General features: G+C 44.5%; 22 protein-coding genes and 2 riboswitches. Of the genes, 17 read left to right on the forward strand and 5 right to left on the reverse strand.

Annotated elements, in window-relative coordinates; all coding sequences use genetic code 11:
• The first annotated feature begins 127 nt into the window (after nucleotides 1–127).
• Together AC622_RS05530 and AC622_RS05535 are read left to right on the forward strand one after the other, a co-directional pair.
• Nucleotides 128–1,285 carry a M14 family metallopeptidase gene (locus AC622_RS05530; protein ID WP_049670145.1) on the forward strand — a complete coding sequence of 386 codons (1,158 nt, stop codon included), beginning with the start codon at nucleotides 128–130 and terminating at the stop codon, nucleotides 1,283–1,285.
• Nucleotides 1,286–1,389: 104 nt separating this feature from the next.
• Nucleotides 1,390–2,508: a hypothetical protein gene (locus AC622_RS05535; protein ID WP_049670146.1), complete on the forward strand. Its 1,119-nt coding sequence runs from the start codon at nucleotides 1,390–1,392 to the stop codon at nucleotides 2,506–2,508.
• A gap of 40 nt (nucleotides 2,509–2,548) precedes the next feature.
• Here the strand turns inward: AC622_RS05535 and AC622_RS20565 are convergent, their stop codons facing one another.
• Complete coding sequence (locus AC622_RS20565; RefSeq protein ID WP_049670147.1) at nucleotides 2,549–2,722, reverse strand: DUF2759 domain-containing protein; 174 nt, start codon at nucleotides 2,720–2,722, stop codon at nucleotides 2,549–2,551.
• A 191-nt stretch (nucleotides 2,723–2,913) separates the two neighbouring features.
• Between AC622_RS20565 and AC622_RS05545 the strand changes: the two genes are divergently transcribed.
• Together AC622_RS05545 and AC622_RS05550 are read left to right on the forward strand one after the other, a co-directional pair.
• Entirely contained in the window at nucleotides 2,914–3,546 is a 633-nt protein-coding gene (locus AC622_RS05545; protein ID WP_049670148.1) for an MBL fold metallo-hydrolase, read from the forward strand.
• A gap of 79 nt (nucleotides 3,547–3,625) precedes the next feature.
• Nucleotides 3,626–4,702 carry a class I SAM-dependent methyltransferase gene (locus AC622_RS05550; RefSeq protein WP_049670149.1) on the forward strand — a complete coding sequence of 359 codons (1,077 nt, stop codon included), beginning with the start codon at nucleotides 3,626–3,628 and terminating at the stop codon, nucleotides 4,700–4,702.
• 32 nt (nucleotides 4,703–4,734) lie between these two features.
• On the opposite strand, the gene AC622_RS05555 is transcribed toward AC622_RS05550, so the two are convergent.
• Complete coding sequence (locus AC622_RS05555) at nucleotides 4,735–4,977, reverse strand: DUF2626 domain-containing protein (protein ID WP_049670150.1); 243 nt, start codon at nucleotides 4,975–4,977, stop codon at nucleotides 4,735–4,737.
• Nucleotides 4,978–5,078: 101 nt separating this feature from the next.
• The gene (locus AC622_RS05560) at nucleotides 5,079–5,780 is read right to left on the reverse strand and encodes a helix-turn-helix transcriptional regulator (protein WP_049670151.1); all 702 of its coding nucleotides are present in this window, start codon (nucleotides 5,778–5,780) and stop codon (nucleotides 5,079–5,081) included.
• Nucleotides 5,781–5,987: 207 nt separating this feature from the next.
• Between AC622_RS05560 and comGA the strand changes: the two genes are divergently transcribed.
• The 8 genes from comGA to AC622_RS20570 all read left to right on the forward strand — a co-directional run bounded on the left by comGA (nucleotide 5,988) and on the right by AC622_RS20570 (nucleotide 10,721).
• The gene (comGA, locus tag AC622_RS05565) at nucleotides 5,988–7,061 is read left to right on the forward strand and encodes a competence type IV pilus ATPase ComGA (protein WP_269431775.1); all 1,074 of its coding nucleotides are present in this window, start codon (nucleotides 5,988–5,990) and stop codon (nucleotides 7,059–7,061) included.
• Nucleotides 7,051–8,091, forward strand: coding sequence for a competence type IV pilus assembly protein ComGB (gene comGB / locus AC622_RS05570; protein ID WP_049670153.1), 1,041 nt, complete (start codon nucleotides 7,051–7,053; stop codon nucleotides 8,089–8,091). The genes comGA and comGB overlap by 11 nt, the downstream gene beginning before the upstream one ends.
• 12 nt (nucleotides 8,092–8,103) lie before the next feature.
• A complete protein-coding gene (gene comGC, locus AC622_RS05575; RefSeq protein WP_049670154.1) occupies nucleotides 8,104–8,424 on the forward strand; it encodes a competence type IV pilus major pilin ComGC in 321 nt (106 codons plus the stop codon).
• A 2-nt stretch (nucleotides 8,425–8,426) separates the two neighbouring features.
• Entirely contained in the window at nucleotides 8,427–8,867 is a 441-nt protein-coding gene (comGD, locus tag AC622_RS05580; protein WP_049670155.1) for a competence type IV pilus minor pilin ComGD, read from the forward strand.
• A gap of 209 nt (nucleotides 8,868–9,076) precedes the next feature.
• Complete coding sequence (comGF, locus tag AC622_RS05590) at nucleotides 9,077–9,607, forward strand: competence type IV pilus minor pilin ComGF (RefSeq protein ID WP_156185562.1); 531 nt, start codon at nucleotides 9,077–9,079, stop codon at nucleotides 9,605–9,607.
• 10 nt (nucleotides 9,608–9,617) lie between these two features.
• The gene (gene comGG, locus AC622_RS05595) at nucleotides 9,618–9,977 is read left to right on the forward strand and encodes a competence type IV pilus minor pilin ComGG (RefSeq protein ID WP_049670158.1); all 360 of its coding nucleotides are present in this window, start codon (nucleotides 9,618–9,620) and stop codon (nucleotides 9,975–9,977) included.
• Nucleotides 9,978–9,989: 12 nt separating this feature from the next.
• The gene (locus AC622_RS05600) at nucleotides 9,990–10,502 is read left to right on the forward strand and encodes a shikimate kinase (protein WP_049670159.1); all 513 of its coding nucleotides are present in this window, start codon (nucleotides 9,990–9,992) and stop codon (nucleotides 10,500–10,502) included.
• Between the two features lie 42 nt (nucleotides 10,503–10,544).
• Nucleotides 10,545–10,721: a YqzE family protein gene (locus AC622_RS20570; protein ID WP_082197035.1), complete on the forward strand. Its 177-nt coding sequence runs from the start codon at nucleotides 10,545–10,547 to the stop codon at nucleotides 10,719–10,721.
• A 54-nt stretch (nucleotides 10,722–10,775) separates the two neighbouring features.
• On the opposite strand, the gene AC622_RS05605 is transcribed toward AC622_RS20570, so the two are convergent.
• Together AC622_RS05605 and AC622_RS05610 are read right to left on the reverse strand one after the other, a co-directional pair.
• Nucleotides 10,776–11,570 carry a YqhG family protein gene (locus tag AC622_RS05605; protein WP_049670160.1) on the reverse strand — a complete coding sequence of 265 codons (795 nt, stop codon included), beginning with the start codon at nucleotides 11,568–11,570 and terminating at the stop codon, nucleotides 10,776–10,778.
• Complete coding sequence (locus AC622_RS05610; RefSeq protein WP_049670161.1) at nucleotides 11,548–13,242, reverse strand: DEAD/DEAH box helicase; 1,695 nt, start codon at nucleotides 13,240–13,242, stop codon at nucleotides 11,548–11,550. Before AC622_RS05610 ends, AC622_RS05605 begins: the two co-directional genes overlap by 23 nt.
• Before the next feature lie 179 nt (nucleotides 13,243–13,421).
• Nucleotides 13,422–13,514: riboswitch (glycine riboswitch) on the forward strand.
• Between the two features lie 3 nt (nucleotides 13,515–13,517).
• A riboswitch (glycine riboswitch) is annotated at nucleotides 13,518–13,609 on the forward strand.
• Nucleotides 13,610–13,691: 82 nt separating this feature from the next.
• On the opposite strand from AC622_RS05610, the gene gcvT reads away from it, so the two are divergent.
• From gcvT to AC622_RS05635, 5 genes are all read left to right on the forward strand, one after another.
• Nucleotides 13,692–14,810, forward strand: coding sequence for a glycine cleavage system aminomethyltransferase GcvT (gene gcvT / locus AC622_RS05615; protein WP_049670162.1), 1,119 nt, complete (start codon nucleotides 13,692–13,694; stop codon nucleotides 14,808–14,810).
• Nucleotides 14,807–16,153: an aminomethyl-transferring glycine dehydrogenase subunit GcvPA gene (gene gcvPA, locus AC622_RS05620; protein WP_049670163.1), complete on the forward strand. Its 1,347-nt coding sequence runs from the start codon at nucleotides 14,807–14,809 to the stop codon at nucleotides 16,151–16,153. Before gcvT ends, gcvPA begins: the two co-directional genes overlap by 4 nt.
• Nucleotides 16,146–17,603, forward strand: coding sequence for an aminomethyl-transferring glycine dehydrogenase subunit GcvPB (gene gcvPB / locus AC622_RS05625; RefSeq protein ID WP_049670164.1), 1,458 nt, complete (start codon nucleotides 16,146–16,148; stop codon nucleotides 17,601–17,603). The genes gcvPA and gcvPB overlap by 8 nt, the downstream gene beginning before the upstream one ends.
• 190 nt (nucleotides 17,604–17,793) lie before the next feature.
• Nucleotides 17,794–18,156, forward strand: a complete 363-nt coding sequence (locus tag AC622_RS05630) for a hypothetical protein (RefSeq protein ID WP_156185564.1) — start codon at nucleotides 17,794–17,796, stop codon at nucleotides 18,154–18,156.
• Between the two features lie 120 nt (nucleotides 18,157–18,276).
• Entirely contained in the window at nucleotides 18,277–18,921 is a 645-nt protein-coding gene (locus tag AC622_RS05635) for a LysE family transporter (protein WP_049670166.1), read from the forward strand.
• The last annotated feature ends 16 nt before the right edge of the window (nucleotides 18,922–18,937 follow it).

An 18,937-nucleotide genomic window follows, 5' to 3' on the forward strand; every position in this document is an offset into this window, starting at 1 on the left:
AAAATAATGTAATGATATAGGTGTCCAAACATTGAAATACCTGTTAGGATAAAAGAGGAGACTTTTCTTCTGCATCTTCTTTTTCGTACCAGTTATTCATAACATGGTGGAGAAAGGGAGTGGAGATGTGAAAGTAACCATATATGAGCAGGACCTATTAACTAGATTATCTGTGCTGTTTGCTCTCCCATTATCGGTCCTGGCCGAGAGCAATCCGCATGTAACAGGCAATCTGCTGTCCCCAGGTGATGAAATTATAATCCCGGGGTATTGGACAAGGAAGGAACGGATGCCGAAAGAGGAATTTCTGGCTCCTGTCAATAGGGAGCGCATCCATTTAATTAATCAGAAGAAAGGAATTCTTGCAGAACGAATGAGCAGGATTCCCGTTAAGATAAAGCATCGAATTGTCGATACGACCGAACCGTATTCGTCAGTCAAATATATGAATGATCTAGATATTTTACAAACAATATTCCCTTTTATGAAGGTAACGGTCATTGGACATTCATCCCTCGGGAAGGAAATTAAGGAGATACGAGTTGGTATTGGGAAGAAGAAAGTCCATATGAATGCATCTCTTCATGCCAATGAGTGGATTACGAGTCTTGTATTGATGGAATGGCTCAATGAATATTTAGTTGCCCTGACGAACGGAACGAGAATAGGGCATTGCTTAGCATTGGAACTCTTTCAGGAATGTGAACTGTCGATTGTTGGAATGGCGAATCCAGACGGGGTGGATCTTGTCATTGACGGGCCGCCTGCAGACATTGCCGAAGAGTGTGTGAAACTAAATGACGGAAAAATAGACTTCCATGGGTGGAAAGCTGATATAGAAGGGGTTGACCTAAATAGGCAATTTCCCGCTAATTGGGATACGATGAATGAGAGATATCAGGGGGGACCTGGACCAAGAGATTATCCTGGGAAGAAGCCCCTTACGCAAAGGGAAGCCATTGCTCTTGCAGATCTTGTGAGAAGAGAAAACTTTGACCGGGTGGTAGCCTTGCATACACAGGGCCATGAATTCTATTGGGGCTATAATGGACATGAGCCGCAGCTATCAGCCATTATGGCAAGAGAATTTATGATGAAAACGAGCTATGCCTCGATTCAGTATGTGGACAGCCATGCCGGCTTTAAAGATTGGTTCATCCAGGAATACAAAAGACCTGGCTTCACCCTGGAACTGGGTAAAGGAGTCAATCCGCTTCCACTCTCACAGTTCAAGACGATTTATGAGGAAACAAAGCATTTGCTGAATGCTTCAATATATTTATAAAACTGGTGGCTGCAAACGGCGGGTACCTTTCTGACATCGATTGAAAGGAAGGAACGAATCGATTGCAGATAAATGATGAGAAGTTTAGATGAGGAGAGGGAAGAGTGAAAGAGGAAAAAAACAGGCTGTTTGTTAATCGAATTGTACGCATTTGTTGGATAATCCTCTTCCTTTTATTTAGTGTTCTGCTTGTATCCTGCTCAAAGGATGACAAGAATCATATAGATAAGGCAGAGACGAAGGAAAGGGAGAATAAGCCGGTTGTGAAGGTAGCTGAGAAGGAGTTGATTGAAACAGCCGGCTGGCTCTCCGAGGATGAAATTCTCACGATTGAACAGGATGAGGAGGGACAAGCCGTATTCCTTCATCAATTCAATGAAGAAAAGCCGATAGAGCTTTTTCGGACATCCGATGCGATTATGTCTGCCTCTGCTAGTTCAAGCGGAGAGTATATAGCCATTACCCATTCCAGCAAGTCTGACTCTGCCACGCTGCAAATCATCACCCGTGAGGGCAGGAAGGTAATGAAGCGAGAAATTATCTCCTCCTACGTGCTCTTTGAGTGGGATAATACGATGGAGCCAGAGGATCAGCTCTTAGTTATGGCCCTGCAGGAGGATTGGAGCTACGACAGCCTGCTGATAAACGCCGAAACAAAGGAAGAGTCTGAGCTTACCTTGCCGAAGCCATTTATTCAATGGATTGACGACAGCCATATTGCCTATATGGGGGAGAAGGCGGAAGCGGGCGAGCCTGTTCATCGCTATGACATGATGACACGGGAAGATACGGTTATTTATGAAGATGCAGTCGGGGTCTTCAGTAAGTACGGTAAAACAATCGTAGCAACAATAGATGAAGAAAAAGAAGCTATGACGCTAAAGGTCTATTTAGAAGGCGATTTTGAAAAACCGATACAAGAGATAAGGATACCTACCCTTGAAAAGGATGGAGAATATCTCATTCCATATATGGATATGCCGGAGGATGGAAACACAGTCTTTGTTCTGGCGCCGATGTCTGGGATGGATTCCACACTTTACGAACTGATTGAATGGAATCTTAACACAAATGAGACGCCGAGGATAGTGGACCGGGTTAATAATGAGCCGATTTCCTGCAATAAAAAGGGAACCTATTGCTTGTACGGCCATTTGCTCGATTCCTTGATTGATATGGAGAAGCGGACGATTGAGAGGATATCACAGGCAGAAATCATGTAAAAGAGGAATCGAGCTTTTGACCCGATTCCTCTTTTACGGATTAATGTCCGGTAGGGTAGCCGTTATTTAGTACGGTCATCACGGAAAACCAGCCAAATACTGCTACCGTCCCGAGGGCAAATAAGACGCCGAGAAAGTTCTTGTTTTTAAATGCGCTGATTAAGGCGAAGATACCCAGGATCGCAGCTAAACCAAAAATGATCACTAGTCCCATTTTTATTTCCCCCTTTGGAAATAATCAAATGCCTAAAATAATTAACAAAAAATAGCATTCTACCATATTTTAATGGTTTTGGTAGCATTTGTCGAGAGGTTGCTGGTCATGCGTGAATACCTTTATCCAGGCGAGGGGTTTGTGTACAATAGAAAGATGAGAAAGGCACGTGTAAGGAGGAAAAAATTACCGTGAAAAAAACATGGAAACGAGTGCCGCTTGGCCCTCTTCAAACGAATTGTTATTTATATGCGAAGGAAAACGGAGACTGTGTCATCTTTGATCCGGGTGAGGAAGCACAGAAGCTGATTGGAATCATCCGCGAGAAAGGATGGAAGCCTGCAGCTATCCTGTTGACCCATGCGCATTTTGACCATATTGGAGCTGTGAACCCTATTCGGGAGCATTATGATATACCGGTTTATATTCATCAGAAGGAAGAGGATTGGCTGGAGAACCCCGCATTAAACGGCTCGCAATATTTCCAAATGGGACCGATTACCGCTAATGCCGCAGATGAGCTGATTACTAATGAAGGAATGCTTGAAGTTGCTGGCTTTACCTTTGAGGTGCTCCATACACCAGGACATTCTCCAGGAAGTGTTTCCTATTATGATAAGGAAGAAAAACTCGTCTTTTCTGGTGATGCCCTGTTTCGCGGAAGTATTGGGAGAACCGATCTTCCTGGCGGCTCACATGCACAATTACTAGACAGCATCCAGCAAAAACTTATGAAGCTTCCGTTGGATACCCTCTGTCTTTCCGGTCATGGTCCTGAAACGATTATAGAGGATGAAATGACCCATAATCCTTTTCTGCAATAATGGTAACTCAACGAGTAAAGCCCCTTTCCTCATTAAGGGGCTTTCTTTGTAACGTTCTTTTAATGGATGGGAGGACATGATGAAGAAAATCATTTTAGATCAGATTCGAGCGAAACCAGATGCCTTTTTGACGTATGATCAGTACATTAGCTTAGCGCTTTATCATCCAGACAAAGGCTATTATATGAGGGAACAGTCAAAAATCGGGCGTGAGGGCGATTTCTATACAACGCCTGCCATGGCGCCTGTGTTTGGTGAATTTCTGGGGAAGTGGCTGTGCAGAACCTTGAAGGAGGCAGGACTACCGCCGGTTCTGGCTGAGCTTGGGGGAGGCAGCGGACAGATGGCTGCCAATGTACTGAAAGGATTCAAGAAGGAGGACCCTCTCTACAGCGATAGGCTGATCTATCGTATCGTTGAAGGAAGTGCCTATCATCAAGCAGCTATTAGGCATGCAGTTGGTGATGATTCGAGAGTTCAGCTCTATCATTCTGTCACTGATCTTCCTTCCTGTGAGGGAATAATTTTCTCTAATGAGTTTTTTGATGCGCATCCCGTGAAGGTTGCCGTCAGGGATGGTCAAGAATGGCTGGAGGCAGGTGTTAGTGATGAGGCAGGTGAGCTGACAGAAGCAGCTAGAACGATCGGTGATGAGAAAATGAAGCGTATGCTCCGTGAATGGTCCATTCCACTACATATGAACCGGGTCGAAATCCCGCTGCAAATGATTGAGAGTTATGAAACTGCCGTACATAAATTGACACGGGGATATATGCTGACCATTGACTATGGGATGGAAAGAGATGAACAATTCAGTCCCCTCCGCAAGAATGGCACACTCAGAGCCTACCGGAATCACCGCTTATTGGATTCAGTTCTCGATTTCCCCGGGGAGGCCGATATTACATTTAATGTCCCATTTGACCTCCTTCGAAGTCAGGGAGAGACACTAGGTTTAGAGGAAGCTTTTTGGGGAGGGCAGGCAGAGTTTCTCATCAAAGGAGAAATTCTAAACGAGCTTGCCCATCAGGCAGATTTTGACCCCTTCTCTCCTGAAAGCCGGCGGAACCGACAAATTCGTCAGCTGATAATGGGCGAGTCGATTAGTGATTATTTCCGTGTCCTTCTGCAATCGAAAGGGATAAAAAAACCTTGATGGGTCTCCATCAAGGTTTTTTCCTGGCTTTATTAATGTGCTGCACCAGGAGTCATCATGAACACGGTCCAATACGTGAATCCTGCAAAGAACACGGTTAAGTAAGCGCCAAATACGTATAAATACATTCTTTCAGATAATTTCAAATACCCCAATATCACAAAGAATACAGTTTGCCCGACAAAGAGAAGTGATGTCGTATACATATCACCAATAAAGAACATCACAGCCATAATGCCAGTCCAAAAACCGCATACCCTGAACATTCTGTCCATTTGCTAACCTCCCATCCCCTAATAAAGTCCATCAAATACATTATAAGGATATTGCTAAAGATTGTAAACTATCATAAAATTCTGGGGATGACACAGCGATATTATTGGGTTGTATGAACACGATAGGTGCAGGCAGAGCAGCCGCTGATCATATTGTCTTCAGCATCTAGATTAACAGATTCGAATAATGCATTGAACATGCCCCGTATGAACGCATGATGAGCGCCGCATACAGTTTCCTGGTGATCTGCAGCTAGTTCTTTGAACGGACAGTTAAATACCTTGAACTGAATATCCGTCTGGTCAGGCGGGATAACGAACTCGGGTGAAAAGCCGGCCTTATCGGATACTTCCTTCAAAATGGCGAGCTTATGATCGAATGATAGATTCTGAGGATCCTCATCAATCGTTTTCGCATATTGGAACGCCATGTCTTTGCCGAATTTCTCGCCGGTCTTATAAAGTGCCTCACTTCCTGCATCTCCCATCTCAATCATCGTTTCCAGAGCCATCTTAGCTAATGTTAAATAATCTCGGTTAGGGAAATTTAATTGGATGAGTTCATCGGAGAGCCGGTAAAATCGACGGGGACGCCCGCCTTTTCCTGTTTTTCGTGTATCGGAAACTAACATATGAACATCCTCAAGCTTTGACAGATGCAAGCGTGCTACATTTGGGTGTATATCGAACAGCTCAGCGACCTCTATGACAGATACATCCTTATGCCTTCTTGTAATATATTGATAGATGTAATACCTGGTTGGATCTGATAAGACATTTGTCACTTTCAATGTTTGTTCCATTCTGTCCACCTCGCAGCCTTATTGTTACTTTTATTATAGTACGGAGGTGGTTTGGACATGGTTGGTGTTTTTGGCAATCATGTGACAGAGGAGGCGATGTTGAATTTTGTTCACATCTTCACAATGTTGTTGCAGAAAAAAGATTTAGGAAAAAAGAAGGATTCTTGAAGGGGATGTCTAATTACCTATATACGACATTAGAAGGAGGTGAAAGAATTATTGCTGTCCATTGATCATTTAGCAGATAAGGTTGTGAGTGAGGCAGTTTCCTTTAAGGCATCTGACATTCATATCGTTCCGAGCCGGAAGGAAACGCATCTCTATTACCGTATTCACAATCGCCTGTTTCCAGGAGGAAGCTATCAAAAAGAACGAGCGGATCGGCTGGTTTCTCATTTCAAGTTCATGGCTGGCATGGACATCGGTGAGAAACGCCGGCCACAGTCAGGTGCCTTGACCATGTTTATCGCAAAGAGATGGATTGGGCTCAGACTTTCTACTCTTCCTACTCCTCATGCGGAATCACTCGTCATTCGTATCATCCCCAATCTGCAAACTCTCCCGATTGATGAAATCTCCTTATTTCCAAAAACTTCAGCCACACTCATTTCTATGCTCCGTCATTCTCATGGTCTGCTCTTGATTTGCGGACCGACTGGAAGCGGAAAAACCACCACACTCTATTCCATGCTCCACCATGCCAAAACCGCCATTAACCGAAATATTATTACGCTTGAAGATCCGATTGAGCATCAATCAGAGGATGCCATACAGGTCCAGATTAATGAAAAGGCCGGAATCAGTTATTCTATCGGGTTAAAGGCCGCGCTTCGCCATGACCCGGATATTATTATGATTGGGGAAATCAGGGATGCGGAAACGGCAAAGATAGCTGTGCGGGCAGCTTTGACGGGGCATTTGATTCTTAGTACCATGCATGCAAAGGATGGTATAGGTGCTGTAAGGCGTTTGCTTGAATTTGGCGTTGACCAAGAAGAGGTGAAACAAACCCTGCTGGCTGTAACAACACAGCGTCTTTTAGAATTGGATTGTCCTTACTGTGAAGGAGACTGCTCTCCCTATTGCTTAATGACAAGAAATCGTGATCGTGTGAGTGTGCATGAATTGATTTATGGTACAGAGCTTGCGAAAGTCTGGGGATCCATTGAAGGAAGGGAAATAGGTTTTGCTTATAAGGATTTGCCCTCCATTATTGGACGTGCTGTGGCTTACGGATTTGTGAGAGAGAAAGAATTTGAGAGGTGGGTTCATGAAACTTGAGCGAAGCCGCAAATGGAAGGGGCGGGAACAGGCAAGATTCTTGGCGGAACTGGGAGATTTGCTTGAAAATGGTTTTAGTCTTTATGAGGGCATTGAATTTTCTATGCTTCATAGTAAAAAGAACAATCAGGAGGATTTAAAGGATTCCATGAACCTGCTTAAGGAGGGGCGGTCCTTTCGCGATTTCCTCGAATGGCTTTCCTTTGAACAGGAGCTGGTTGGACTTGTGTCTTATGGTGAGCAGAATGGACAGCTGCCCTCAACTTTAAAAGAGGCAGGCCGTATTTGGCAGAAGAAATGCGAGGACCGGGCTAAGCTCAAAAATTTATTGATTTATCCAGTGTTTCTCTTTATATTTACCTTTGGCTTGCTTCAACTATTTACAACCTATCTCTTTCCCCGCTTTTCACAAATGTATGAGGATTATAATCTAGGTACGAATCCTTTTATGGAGGCAGCTGGATTCTTATCCAGCCTCGTCCGTTATTCTCCTGTCTTGATCGCTTTGGCTTGTATTCTCCTAACCATTCTTCATCAGTATTATTTAAAGAAGCTTCCTAAATTGAAACAGGAAACTCTCTTTATGAAAACCCCCTTTATTCGACAATACCGACGATTATCGATTACCTATTATTTCTCTATCCAGCTGGGCTCCCTTTTGCAAGGAGGACTGTCTGTATTGGATGCACTCGAATTCATGATGAAGGAGGATCCAAAGCAGCTTGTCAGGGAGATAGCAGCGCAAATGATGGACCAATTAAAGGCAGGAGACGCACTTGAGTTTATTTGCCGGGAGATACCGGTGTTTAAGGAAGACTTTGTGCGAATCGTCAGTCATGGACAGAAAAACGGTCTTCTCGGGGAAGAACTGCTGTATTACAGTCGTTTAGTGTTGAAGGAAATGGAAGGGATGACGGAAAAATCATTAAAAACGATTCAGCCGCTGATGTTTGGGCTAGTGGCTTTGTTGGTCATACTGCTGTACTTGGCAATCTTAATGCCGATGATTTCGCTAATGAATTCCATATAGGAGGGTGTATCAATGAATAAGGGTAAAAAAATGTTAAATGAAAGAGGCTTCACCTTGATTGAAATGATGATTGTGATGCTTGTGATCTCCGTGCTCTTGATTATCACGGTTCCGAGCATTGTCAAGAATCAGGAGGCCGTCAATAAGAAGGGCTGTGAAGCTTATATTAAGATGGTAGAAGGACAGATTCAGTCTTATAAATTAAAAGAAAATAAGACTCCGTCAAAAGCAGAATTAATCAGTGGAGGATATATAAAGGATGGAGGTTCGTGTCCAGGAGGAAATGATATTGTGATTAATGCTGATGGCAGTGTAGAAGAAGCCAAAAGTTAAGAATGATTCGTTCTGAACGTGGATTTACGCTAATAGAAGCCCTTTTTGTGCTGAGCTGTCTGTCTCTTATGCTGGCGGTTGGGAGTGTCGTCGGCTCGAAAATGCTTGAAGTATACGAACGACATGCCTATATCCGCCAAGTGAAGAAAGATTTGTATTATGCCCAAATGTTTGCGATGGAAAAGCGCATAAATGTATCCTTCCGAATTCAAACAAATGACAATAAATACAGTGCTGTGGCCAATGGGTATGGAACGCTGTTTACTTCCTACCAGCCCCGAACCATGAAATTTATAGGAGATGACCCTATCACAATTAGGTACACTTTCCTCGGTCATATTCAAAACCCGACGACAATCTATTTCACCAATGAAGAGAACATCCCCGTCTATAAGCTAATCTTCCAGCTCGGAAGGGGGAGATTTTATTTCACAGAAATATAGAGATCAAGGTTTTGCCATGCTGGACGGGCTTTTATCCTTCTCCATTATTCTCTTGGCAGCAGGGTTTCTTTTACCAATTTACACAGGAATGATTATCCAAAAAGCTGATCTCATGCGAGAGGAAGAAGCGATTGGCCGGTTATTTGAAGGCCTACAGGCTTTTCAATACTTGGGGGAACCCCTTATAACAGGAGAGAGAAGAATGAACGGTGACTTGTACACGTTTCATCTCAAAGGGGATGTCTATTGTGTGGATTATGCTGCTTCAGGCAAGAAGGAAAAATCACTATGTGAAAGGATACCAGGGAGATAAGGGCTTTACCTTGCTTGAGGTTCTATTTGCTGTAGGACTTTTCTCTTTGCTAGCCTTATTTATGACCACGGCTCTTTTGTCGCTGAATAAATGGGACGAGGCAGAGGAAAATTCGGTAGAAAGGATGGAATGGACTATTTTTATCAGGCAGCTCGACAGGGAAATTCAACAGGCAAGCGCATGGAATGTACCAAACCCTAGAATTCTTTCTCTGCAAATAGGAGCAGAAAAAATGACATATGAGCCCTATTTGACCATTATCCGCCGGAGAGTTGGAGGAGAGGGACATGAGGTAATTCTGCAAAATGTGAAAGATTATTCATTTCAAATCAAAGGCGATGAACTGCTTGTCAGAGTTCAAAAGCAGAATGGCGGGACATTTGAGAAAAAAATCTATAAACGCTATATCTATGAGCCGTCTTTATGATGAGCAAGGGATGTTCTTGCCAGTCTCCCTCTTATTCTTCACCGTGATATTTGTTATCTGTCTGCTTGCGGCGGGTTCATTTAAGAATGAGGTGAATTACCATGCCCTTCAAATGAATGGACTTCGTTATTCCTTTTTGCTTACCGTTAGTACAAAAGAAGCCATTAGAATCGCTGATTCCGGGCTTTCAAAGGAGACAAATGGCGAATGGCTCTATTATAATGGGAAAATAAAGTATCAGATTATTCCGCAGGGAGAGCGCGTATACCAAATCATTTTAACGATTACGACAGATCAGACAGTGCGCGAAAGCTCGATTATGTACTCAGCGTCAAAGAAAAAGGTTCTGAGCGGAACGGAGAACTTATAAGGAGCAATACGGATGAAGGCAATCTATTTAATTGGATTCATGGGGACAGGTAAGACAACAATCGGAAAAGCATTGGGTGAGCAATTGAAGGTGCAAGTGACTGACTGCGATGACGCCGTTGTTGAAAATGCAGGGAAAAGTATACCCCGTATTTTCGAAGAAGAAGGGGAGCAGGGCTTCAGGGATATGGAACAGCAGACACTTATGCAGCTTCCATCCGATAACCATGTTATCGCGACCGGAGGCGGAGTCGTACTTCGGAGCGAAAATAGGGCACATATGAAGAGAAACGGCATCATCGTATGGCTTGAGGCCAGCACAGATGAAATATTGAAAAGACTGGAATCAGACCAGACAAGACCCCTTCTCGCTGGAGGAAATAAGGCAGAGCGCATTCAAGTGCTGTATGATGCACGCAAGGATTTGTATGAAATGACGGCGGATATTCGGATTGATACAACAGGCAAGCGTCCGGATGAAATTATCGGGGAGATTATGTCACGATTGGCGGAAAGTCATGTATAAATCATTCCTCACCTGGTGAAACTGATAGGTGGGTGATTACACATGAAAACGAATGATTATGTAAAATATTTAACCGTCGAATGGCTGAGCTACATGGATCAGCCAAAGGAAATTCGCAAGGAGCAGAAGAAGAGCCATAAGGGAACAAGGCCTCCATTATTAAGCCATTGGTTTGGCATAATCCCTTTATCAATCGGCATGCTCTTTAAGCGGAATTAGAAAAGCCTCTGCAGCGCAGGGGCTTTTTTCTTTTGCCGCATGCTCCTCTATAAGCTAGATAGCATCCTTTGTTAAATAAAACAATCCACCGTTAATGATTCTAACATGAATGCGCGGCTCATATTGAAGTTTCAGCGCTTCCTTTTCCGCCTCATAGGATTCTCGTTCTTCCTCAAGCTTGTCTTCATAGAAATGATTTAATAAGGCCAAATCCTTGTTCCATCGCTCCATGGCATCAGCTGCCCAGGAATGGTTGTCCTGAGTGACTTTCATTTGCATATGACTTTTCAAGCGGCCAATCCCGCTTTGATAGCGGATGATTGGTGAAAGTGTGAAAGTATAATCCGGTATTTTTGGTGTAAGGTCGACTCGTTGCACCGTGTCATAAAAATCCTCTAGGATTGTTCCGTTGATTAAGTTCAGCCCAATGGAATGAAGCTGATCTTTTTTACGGTCACATTCATAGGAGATGTTAACATTTAGGCAAAGCCAGGGAAATAAGGGGGCTTGTCCGTTTGAAACCTGGATTTTCTCAAAAAGCCGGATATGACGTGAAAGCTTCCTCGATAGCGTGAAGATTTGATGCAGTCTAGGAGAGCCGAAGTGAATGAAGTCCCCCTTCAGCCCTTCCGGCGCCAGCTCCTGGTCAGTAATGAGCGTTAAGCTCATCGGATTTGGAATTCCCCCGGTCTTCTCAAGATAATGCCAGTAAAATGGCCTATTCATGAGCTCTTTATCCATCTCGATTGTCAATTGGACGATGAGATGCCCTGGTCCCTGTTCGGTGATTTCACAATGGTTTGCTTGAAAGAATTCTGTCAGGAATTTATGGATTTCCACTTGCTGCACTTGCAGGTTCCTCCTTTTTCACCCGCTTCGCAAATTCAATCATGGAAGCGAGATTGTCCATCTTGATTTTCATTTCTCCCTCAGTCTTCGACTTGGCAAGAATATCAGTTAAATGCTCTTCAAGATTTTTGACCTCGAGCCTTGTTAAAATATCATCTAGTTCGCCGACGACCCGTTCAAATAATTGAATCTTCTCATAGAGAATCTTCATAATATGCTCCTCCACCGTTTCTTTGACGGAAAAGTTATAAATGCGTACATCTTCAGTCTGGCCGAGGCGATGTATCCTCCCGATTCGCTGTTCAAGCCGCATAGGATTCCATGGCAGGTCGAAATTGATGATGTGATGGCAGAATTGCAGATTGATTCCCTCGCCGCCGGCTTCTGTCGCAATCAGCACCTGTGCCTGCTTTTGAAAGAGCTCTCTCATCCAGTCTTTTTTGCTGCGCTTAAAACCGCCCCGGAAAGGAACAGATGTAATGCCGTTTTGCTTGAGGAACCACTGCAAATACAGCTGAGTAGCACGGTATTCTGTAAAGATAATGACCTTATCATTAATATTCTTGATCAGCTCTAATGCTTTTTCAGCCTTCGAGTTGACATTCACCTCTTCTACCTTGCCAATCAGTTCATGAATCTTCTGCTTATAGGCCTCGCTGGCATCTGGATATTTCTCAAGCATATTGCGAAGCGTAAAGTAGACAGCTTCTCGGCTGCTGCAGGCCTCCCGCTGAAGAATCAGGGAGGAGAAGCCGGTATTCATTTTCTCCGGCAAAGCCTCACGGAAGGAGGCGACTGCATCATAAAGGGCTCTCTCCTTCTCGGAGAATTCAATGAAGACCGACTCTACCTTTCTGCTTGTCCATTCAATCCCTGTTTCCTGGCGTTTATTACGAATCATGACTCGGTTCACTAATTCCTTCAGGTAGGCATCATCCTTCAAGGAACGCTTTTTGGCGGAGAATCGCTCATTGAAGCTCGTATAACTGCCAAGATGGCCTGGCTTCAGCAAGGAAACAAGGTAGAAAATTTCCTCAATCTTGTTTTGGATAGGCGTAGCTGTCAGCAGCAGGCAGAACTTCTTTTGGATTTTTTGAACAAATTCATAGTTTTTGGTTTTATTGTTTTTTAATTTATGAGCTTCATCAATGATGACCAAATCATAGGATTGTTCAAGAATGGCAGACCGGTGTGGCTCCCGTTTGGCTGTATCAATGGAGGTTATGAGAATATCTCCATCCCACCCATAGCCCTTGCGGTAAATGCAGGCTGGAATATGAAATTTTTGATTCAGCTCTGTTCCCCATTGAGAGACCAAGGAAGCAGGAACTAAGATGAGTATTTTTCGTGCAAGTCCTCGAATCATGTACTCTTTTAAAATAAGCCCTGCCTCTATTGTCTTTCCAAGACCGACCTCATCGGCTAAGATGGCTTTTCCGTTCATGCGCTCGATTACTTCTGTTGCTGCTTCGAGCTGGTGGGGGAGAGGAGTGAATCCCGAAAGATGCTTCGGTCCGATTAACCCAGTGAAATCTGGTATTAGATTTTGGTTTTCAGCTTCGATGCTAAGTCGAAAAAGAGAATAGCTTGACCAAGGTCCATCTTCATTGATTCTCTCTTCAAGCTCTGTTTCCCACCCATCTTCAAAATGAATATCTGGAATATTGCTCATGGCTGACCCCGTCTTTCCTTATAGTAAGCTTGGGCAATTCCTCTTCAAGCGGAGGTTTACGTTTGCCACAATGTTCCTCTTGATGATAGGATATAACTATCTTGTTAGATTATTTTGATAATAGTCTAATCCCTTTGCATGATGTTTAGTATGAACCAATTACATAAAAATATGAGCGAATGAAGGCAAGGGGAGAGACCGCAGGCTGCGGCGCCGAAGGAGCAAACGGCTGAGACCGTGAATCTCTCAGGCAAAAGAACACTTGCTGGACGCAACTCTGGAGAGTGCTTTCACTATTTAACTAGATGAGGCCACCAAAGGGGAAACGCAGGATGTATGCGGTAAACTTTCAGGTATCAGGACAGAGACCATTTCCTAAAATTAGGGCTGGTTTCTGTCCTTTTTTCTGTGATTGAAAAGGGATTATACGAATCATTGGGAGGTAGAGGATGGAGAAGTTAAAGCAAACTCCGCTGATCTCAGTATATGGGGAATACGGCGGAAAGACGATTGACTTTGGCGGTTGGGAGCTGCCTGTGCAATTTTCGGGAATCAAGCATGAGCATGAGGCAGTTAGAACGAAGGCGGGCCTTTTTGATGTCTCCCATATGGGTGAATTTACAGTCAAGGGAGCAGGTTCACTGCCGTTTCTTCAAAAAATGGTGACCAATGATGTGAGTAAATTGATAGCAGGTAAAGCACAGTACACAGCTCTCTGCTATGAGGATGGCGGAACGGTCGATGATTTAATTATTTATAAGAAGGCTGAGGATGACTATCTCCTTGTAGTGAATGCCTCAAATATTGACAAAGATTTTGAATGGCTGACGTCCCATTTGACTGAAGGAGCAGAGCTTGAAAATATTTCTGAACAAATCGCCCTGCTCGCTTTGCAGGGACCGCTTGCAGAAGAGGTTCTGCAGCCCCTTGCTCCAGAGGCAGATTTAACAAGCTTAGGCTTCTTCAGCTTTTATGAGGATGTGAAGGTCGCTGGAATGAACGTGCTGATCTCTAGGACCGGTTATACAGGGGAGGATGGCTTTGAATTGTACTGCCGAAGCGAGGATGCGGCAGGACTTTGGAAGGAACTGCTGAAAGCAGGCGAGCGTATCGGTCTTATACCATGCGGTCTGGGAGCACGCGATACTCTTCGTTTTGAGGCTAAACTGCCGCTTTACGGACAGGAGCTTTCGAAGGATATTACCCCGATAGAAGCAGGAATAGGCTTTACGGTCAAAGTTGATAAGGGAGACTTTATTGGTCGAGAAACATTAAAAGCACAAAAAGAAAACGGGGCTCCGCGCAAGCTGGTCGGCATCGAGATGATTGACCGGGGAATCCCGCGTCATGGCTATCCGGTAATTGCCGGAGGTGTTCAGATTGGAGAGGTCACGACAGGCACCCAATCCCCTACCTTGAAGAAGAATGTTGGTTTGGCGCTCATTAAAAGTGAATATGCCACACTTGATGGAGAAGTAAAGGTTGAGATTCGCGGCAAGCAATTAAAGGCTAAAGTGGTCAAAACCCCATTTTATAAACGTCCGCAAGCAGGAGGAGTGCAGAAATGAACCACCGTTATTTACCGATGACTACCGAAGATGAGAAAGAAATGCTGCAAACAATTGGTGTTGATTCAATTGACGACCTATTCTCTGATATTCCATCCAATGTCCGTTTCAAAGGGGAGTATGCCATCAAGCCGGCCAAATCAGAGTCAGCCCTATTGAAGGAATTAGCTGAAATGGCGGCAAAAAATGCCGACCTTAAAAGCTATAGCTCCTTCCTTGGTGCAGGAGTGTATGACCATTACATGCCGGTTATTGTTGATCATGTCATTTCCCGTTCTGAGTTTTATACAGCCTACACACCTTATCAGCCGGAGATTTCGCAAGGAGAGCTGCAGGCTATCTTTGAATTCCAGACAATGATTTGCGAATTGACGGGTATGGATGTAGCCAATTCCTCCATGTATGACGGGGGTACGGCGCTTGCTGAGGCAGCCATGCTTGCCGCTGGGTCTACTCGCAGGAAGAAGCTGCTAGTCTCAGAGGCAGTTCATCCTGAATCTCGTGCTGTTCTTGCAACCTATGCAAAGGGACAATATATTGACCTTCAAGTTGTGCCGTGCAAGGATGGCGTGACAGACTTGGAGAAATTAGCTGAACAAATAGACGGAGATACAGCTGGATTTATTGTTCAGTATCCGAATTTCTTCGGTCGCATTGAAAATCTTGCGGAGGTTGAGAAGCTGGTTCATGCTCAAAAGGCGATGATGATTGTCTCAAGCAACCCGTTATCCCTTGGTGTATTAACGCCTCCAGGGAAATTCGGCGCTGATATCGTGATTGGCGATGCCCAGCCATTCGGCATCCCTGCAGCCTTTGGCGGTCCGCATTGCGGATACTTTGCCGTTACCACTAAATTAATGCGGAAGGTGCCGGGCCGTCTTGTCGGTCAAACGGTGGATGAAGAAGGCAAGCGAGGCTTCGTTTTAACCCTTCAAGCACGGGAACAGCATATCAGAAGGGATAAGGCTACCTCTAATATTTGCTCCAACCAAGCCTTAAATGCGCTTGCTGCATCTGTTGCGATGACCGCACTCGGGAAACAAGGCGTGAAGGAGATGGCTGTCCAAAATATCCAGAAGGCTCATTATGCAAAAGAGGCTCTTAAATCAAATGGACTTGAAATAGCCTTTGAGGGACCATCCTTTAATGAGTTTGTCGTGAAGGTAAATGGATCTGTTCAAGAAGTGAATCGTCTGCTCCTTAAGAAAGGAATTATTGGCGGTTATGATCTAGGACGTGATTATCCAGAGCTTGAAGGATGTATGCTTGTTGCCGTAACAGAGCTGCGTACACGGGAAGAAATTGATACATTTGCAAAAGAATTGGGGGATTTCCATGCATAAACAGGATCAGCCTTTAATATTTGAACTTACAAAACCAGGCCGAATTGGCTATTCCCTGCCGGAATTGGATGTCCCAGAGGCAAGCCTCTCAGAATTGCTGCCGAATGAATTCATTCGAGAGGAAGAGCCGAATTTGCCGGAGGTGTCTGAACTTGATATCATGCGTCATTATACGGCTCTTTCCCGCAGAAACCATGGGGTGGATTCCGGATTTTATCCACTCGGCTCCTGCACGATGAAATATAATCCGAAGATTAATGAAAGCGTCGCACGATTCCCGGGATTCGCTCATGTGCATCCCCTGCAGGAGGCTGAAGCCGCACAAGGGGCACTGGAATTAATGTATGACCTCCAGCAGCACTTAAAGGAAATCACGGGTATGGATGAGGTAACTCTTCAGCCTGCGGCAGGCGCTCATGGGGAATGGACAGGGTTAATGATGATTCGTGCATTCCATGAAGCAAATGGTGATTTCGACCGTGTGAAGGTCATTGTCCCAGATTCCGCACATGGAACAAACCCAGCTTCTGCAACGGTGGCCGGTCTGCAGACCATTACCGTGAAATCTGGTGAGGATGGCTTGGTTGACCTTGAGGACTTAAAGAGGGTTGTAGGGTCGGATACTGCGGCATTGATGCTGACAAATCCAAATACACTTGGCTTGTTTGAGGAGCAAATTACGGAAATGGCGGAAATCATCCATGGTGTCGGCGGAAAGCTGTATTATGATGGGGCGAACCTGAATGCCGTCTTGTCAAAGGCACGGCCGGGGGATATGGGCTTTGATGTAGTCCACCTTAACTTGCATAAGACCTTTACTGGACCTCATGGAGGGGGCGGACCTGGCTCTGGACCTGTCGGCGTAAAGAAGGATTTGATTCCATTCCTTCCAAAGCCAATGGTCGTGAAGGAAGAAGAGGGCTATGTGCTCGATTATGACCGTCCGCAATCAATTGGTCGTGTGAAGCCATACTACGGAAACTTTGGGATCAATGTACGTGCTTACACATATATCCGGTCAATGGGGCCGGATGGCTTGAAGGCTGTAACGGAATATGCGGTTTTAAATGCCAACTATATGATGAGAAGACTCGCAGAATACTATGATCTTCCTTATGATAAGCATTGTAAGCATGAGTTCGTGCTTAGCGCGAGAAGACAGAAGAAGCTTGGGGTCCGTGCACTTGATATTGCCAAACGGCTCCTTGATTTCGGCTATCACCCGCCAACGATCTACTTCCCGCTCAATGTTGAGGAATGTATGATGATCGAGCCGACAGAAACGGAATCAAAAGAGACCCTCGACGGTTTTATTGATGCCATGATTCAAATTGCGAAGGAAGCAGAGGAGAACCCTGAAATCGTACAGGAGGCACCGCATACGACAGTCATCAGCCGCCTTGATGAAGCACTTGCTGCCCGTAAACCTGTATTGAGATATCAGGCTTAATGAATTCACTCTATTGAAGCTGTATGCTTTAATGAAATAAAAAAGGGTATCTGATTAAAGCACCGTAATTGAACTGTACCCCAATTGTGAGACATGTCTAACAATTGGGGATGCAGTTTTTTCGTATACCCATTGTATGTGGAGATAGAATATTGGATAATTATTACAATAAATGAAAAGCGGGTGTCCGATGACAAAGAATCATACTCTTATAATGGCTGGAGCAGTTCTCCTTCTTGCCGTCTCTATTTTGGCTTCAGCAATCATCTTATCAAGAAATGGAAGTGTGCAGACAGCTTCTGCAGAGCCATCCAGCGTATCAACCGGCCCTAGTATGGTCATGACAAAGAATGAATTAGCCGAGTATCTATTTATCTCAGAGGAAGAGATAGAGGTCCTCATTAGTCAGCAATCGATGGAGCGGACTTCAGGTGAACACGTTGAAATAGATCAGCATCTTCCTTTTATCCAATTCGGAGATAAGGAATTATTCGTTAAGAGTGAAGTGGATAAATGGCTTATGTTGAATGCAGCTTCATTTAGTTCCTATTGAGATTGGTGTAACCTCCCCATAAAGGGGAGGTTTTTTCATGCACAAAAATCACGGTATAGTTTCCGGTCTTCCTTCATAGATTTGTACAAGCTAAGCCAGAAGATATGGAGTGAAGTTTTTTTGAGCGGACAGATTCTATTCAGTTATTTTATTTTGGGAATCACCTTAGCCGCACCGATAGGGCCCGTTAATTCTGCCAGGATTGATAAGGGGATTAAAAATGGCTTTTGGCATGCTTGGTCAGTTGGTGTCGGCTCCATGCTGGCTGATGGACTTTTTATACTGTTTGTCTACCTTGGATTTGTGCACTTCATCGAGATACCAGTTGTACAGATATTCCTGTGGCTGTTCGGGGGATTTGTGTTGATATACTCCGGTGTGGAAGGAATGGTTAAGGCGGGGGCGCTCAGCTTGAGCGGATATCGTCAGAAGGAATCATTGGCAAAATCCTTTGGGATAGGCTTCCTAATGTCCATTACAAGTCCTCTTTCCATCTTATTCTGGATTGGCATCTATGGGTCCGTGTTGGCGAAAACGGCCACAACGACAGGGACAACGGACCTGCTTATTTATTCCTCGATGATCTTCCTTGGATTAACCTGCTGGGATGTATTTGTGGCTATGCTTGCGACTAGTTTTAGGCGCTTTCTTAATGAAAGGAGCTTGAAGACAATCTCCATTGTCTCGGGGCTCTCACTCCTGGGCTTTGGCGGTTATTTTGGCTATCAAGGGTTGATGGCTTTATTGGCTCCATTTCTTAAATGAAGAAAAGGGAGCCATG

Origin of the sequence: Bacillus sp. FJAT-27916 (assembly GCF_001183965.1) — a bacterium.
Classification (GTDB): domain Bacteria; phylum Bacillota; class Bacilli; order Bacillales; family Pradoshiaceae; genus Pradoshia.

Bases quoted from the DNA above. Each gene is read 5' to 3' on its own strand.
- AC622_RS20565 (WP_049670147.1), bottom strand. From the start codon at position 2,722: ATGGGACTAGTGATCATTTTTGGTTTAGCTGCGATCCTGGGTATCTTC.
- AC622_RS05555 (WP_049670150.1), bottom strand. From the start codon at position 4,977: ATGGACAGAATGTTCAGGGTATGCGGTTTTTGGACTGGCATTATGGCT.
- gcvT (WP_049670162.1), top strand. From the start codon at position 13,692: ATGGAGAAGTTAAAGCAAACTCCGCTGATCTCAGTATATGGGGAATAC.
- AC622_RS05560 (WP_049670151.1), bottom strand. From the start codon at position 5,780: ATGGAACAAACATTGAAAGTGACAAATGTCTTATCAGATCCAACCAGG.
- comGC (WP_049670154.1), top strand. From the start codon at position 8,104: ATGAATAAGGGTAAAAAAATGTTAAATGAAAGAGGCTTCACCTTGATT.
- comGD (WP_049670155.1), top strand. From the start codon at position 8,427: ATGATTCGTTCTGAACGTGGATTTACGCTAATAGAAGCCCTTTTTGTG.
- AC622_RS05610 (WP_049670161.1), bottom strand. From the start codon at position 13,242: ATGAGCAATATTCCAGATATTCATTTTGAAGATGGGTGGGAAACAGAG.
- gcvPB (WP_049670164.1), top strand. From the start codon at position 16,146: ATGCATAAACAGGATCAGCCTTTAATATTTGAACTTACAAAACCAGGC.
- AC622_RS05630 (WP_156185564.1), top strand. From the start codon at position 17,794: ATGACAAAGAATCATACTCTTATAATGGCTGGAGCAGTTCTCCTTCTT.
- comGB (WP_049670153.1), top strand. From the start codon at position 7,051: ATGAAACTTGAGCGAAGCCGCAAATGGAAGGGGCGGGAACAGGCAAGA.
- AC622_RS05600 (WP_049670159.1), top strand. From the start codon at position 9,990: ATGAAGGCAATCTATTTAATTGGATTCATGGGGACAGGTAAGACAACA.
- AC622_RS20570 (WP_082197035.1), top strand. From the start codon at position 10,545: ATGAAAACGAATGATTATGTAAAATATTTAACCGTCGAATGGCTGAGC.
- comGG (WP_049670158.1), top strand. From the start codon at position 9,618: ATGTTCTTGCCAGTCTCCCTCTTATTCTTCACCGTGATATTTGTTATC.
- gcvPA (WP_049670163.1), top strand. From the start codon at position 14,807: ATGAACCACCGTTATTTACCGATGACTACCGAAGATGAGAAAGAAATG.
- AC622_RS05550 (WP_049670149.1), top strand. From the start codon at position 3,626: ATGAAGAAAATCATTTTAGATCAGATTCGAGCGAAACCAGATGCCTTT.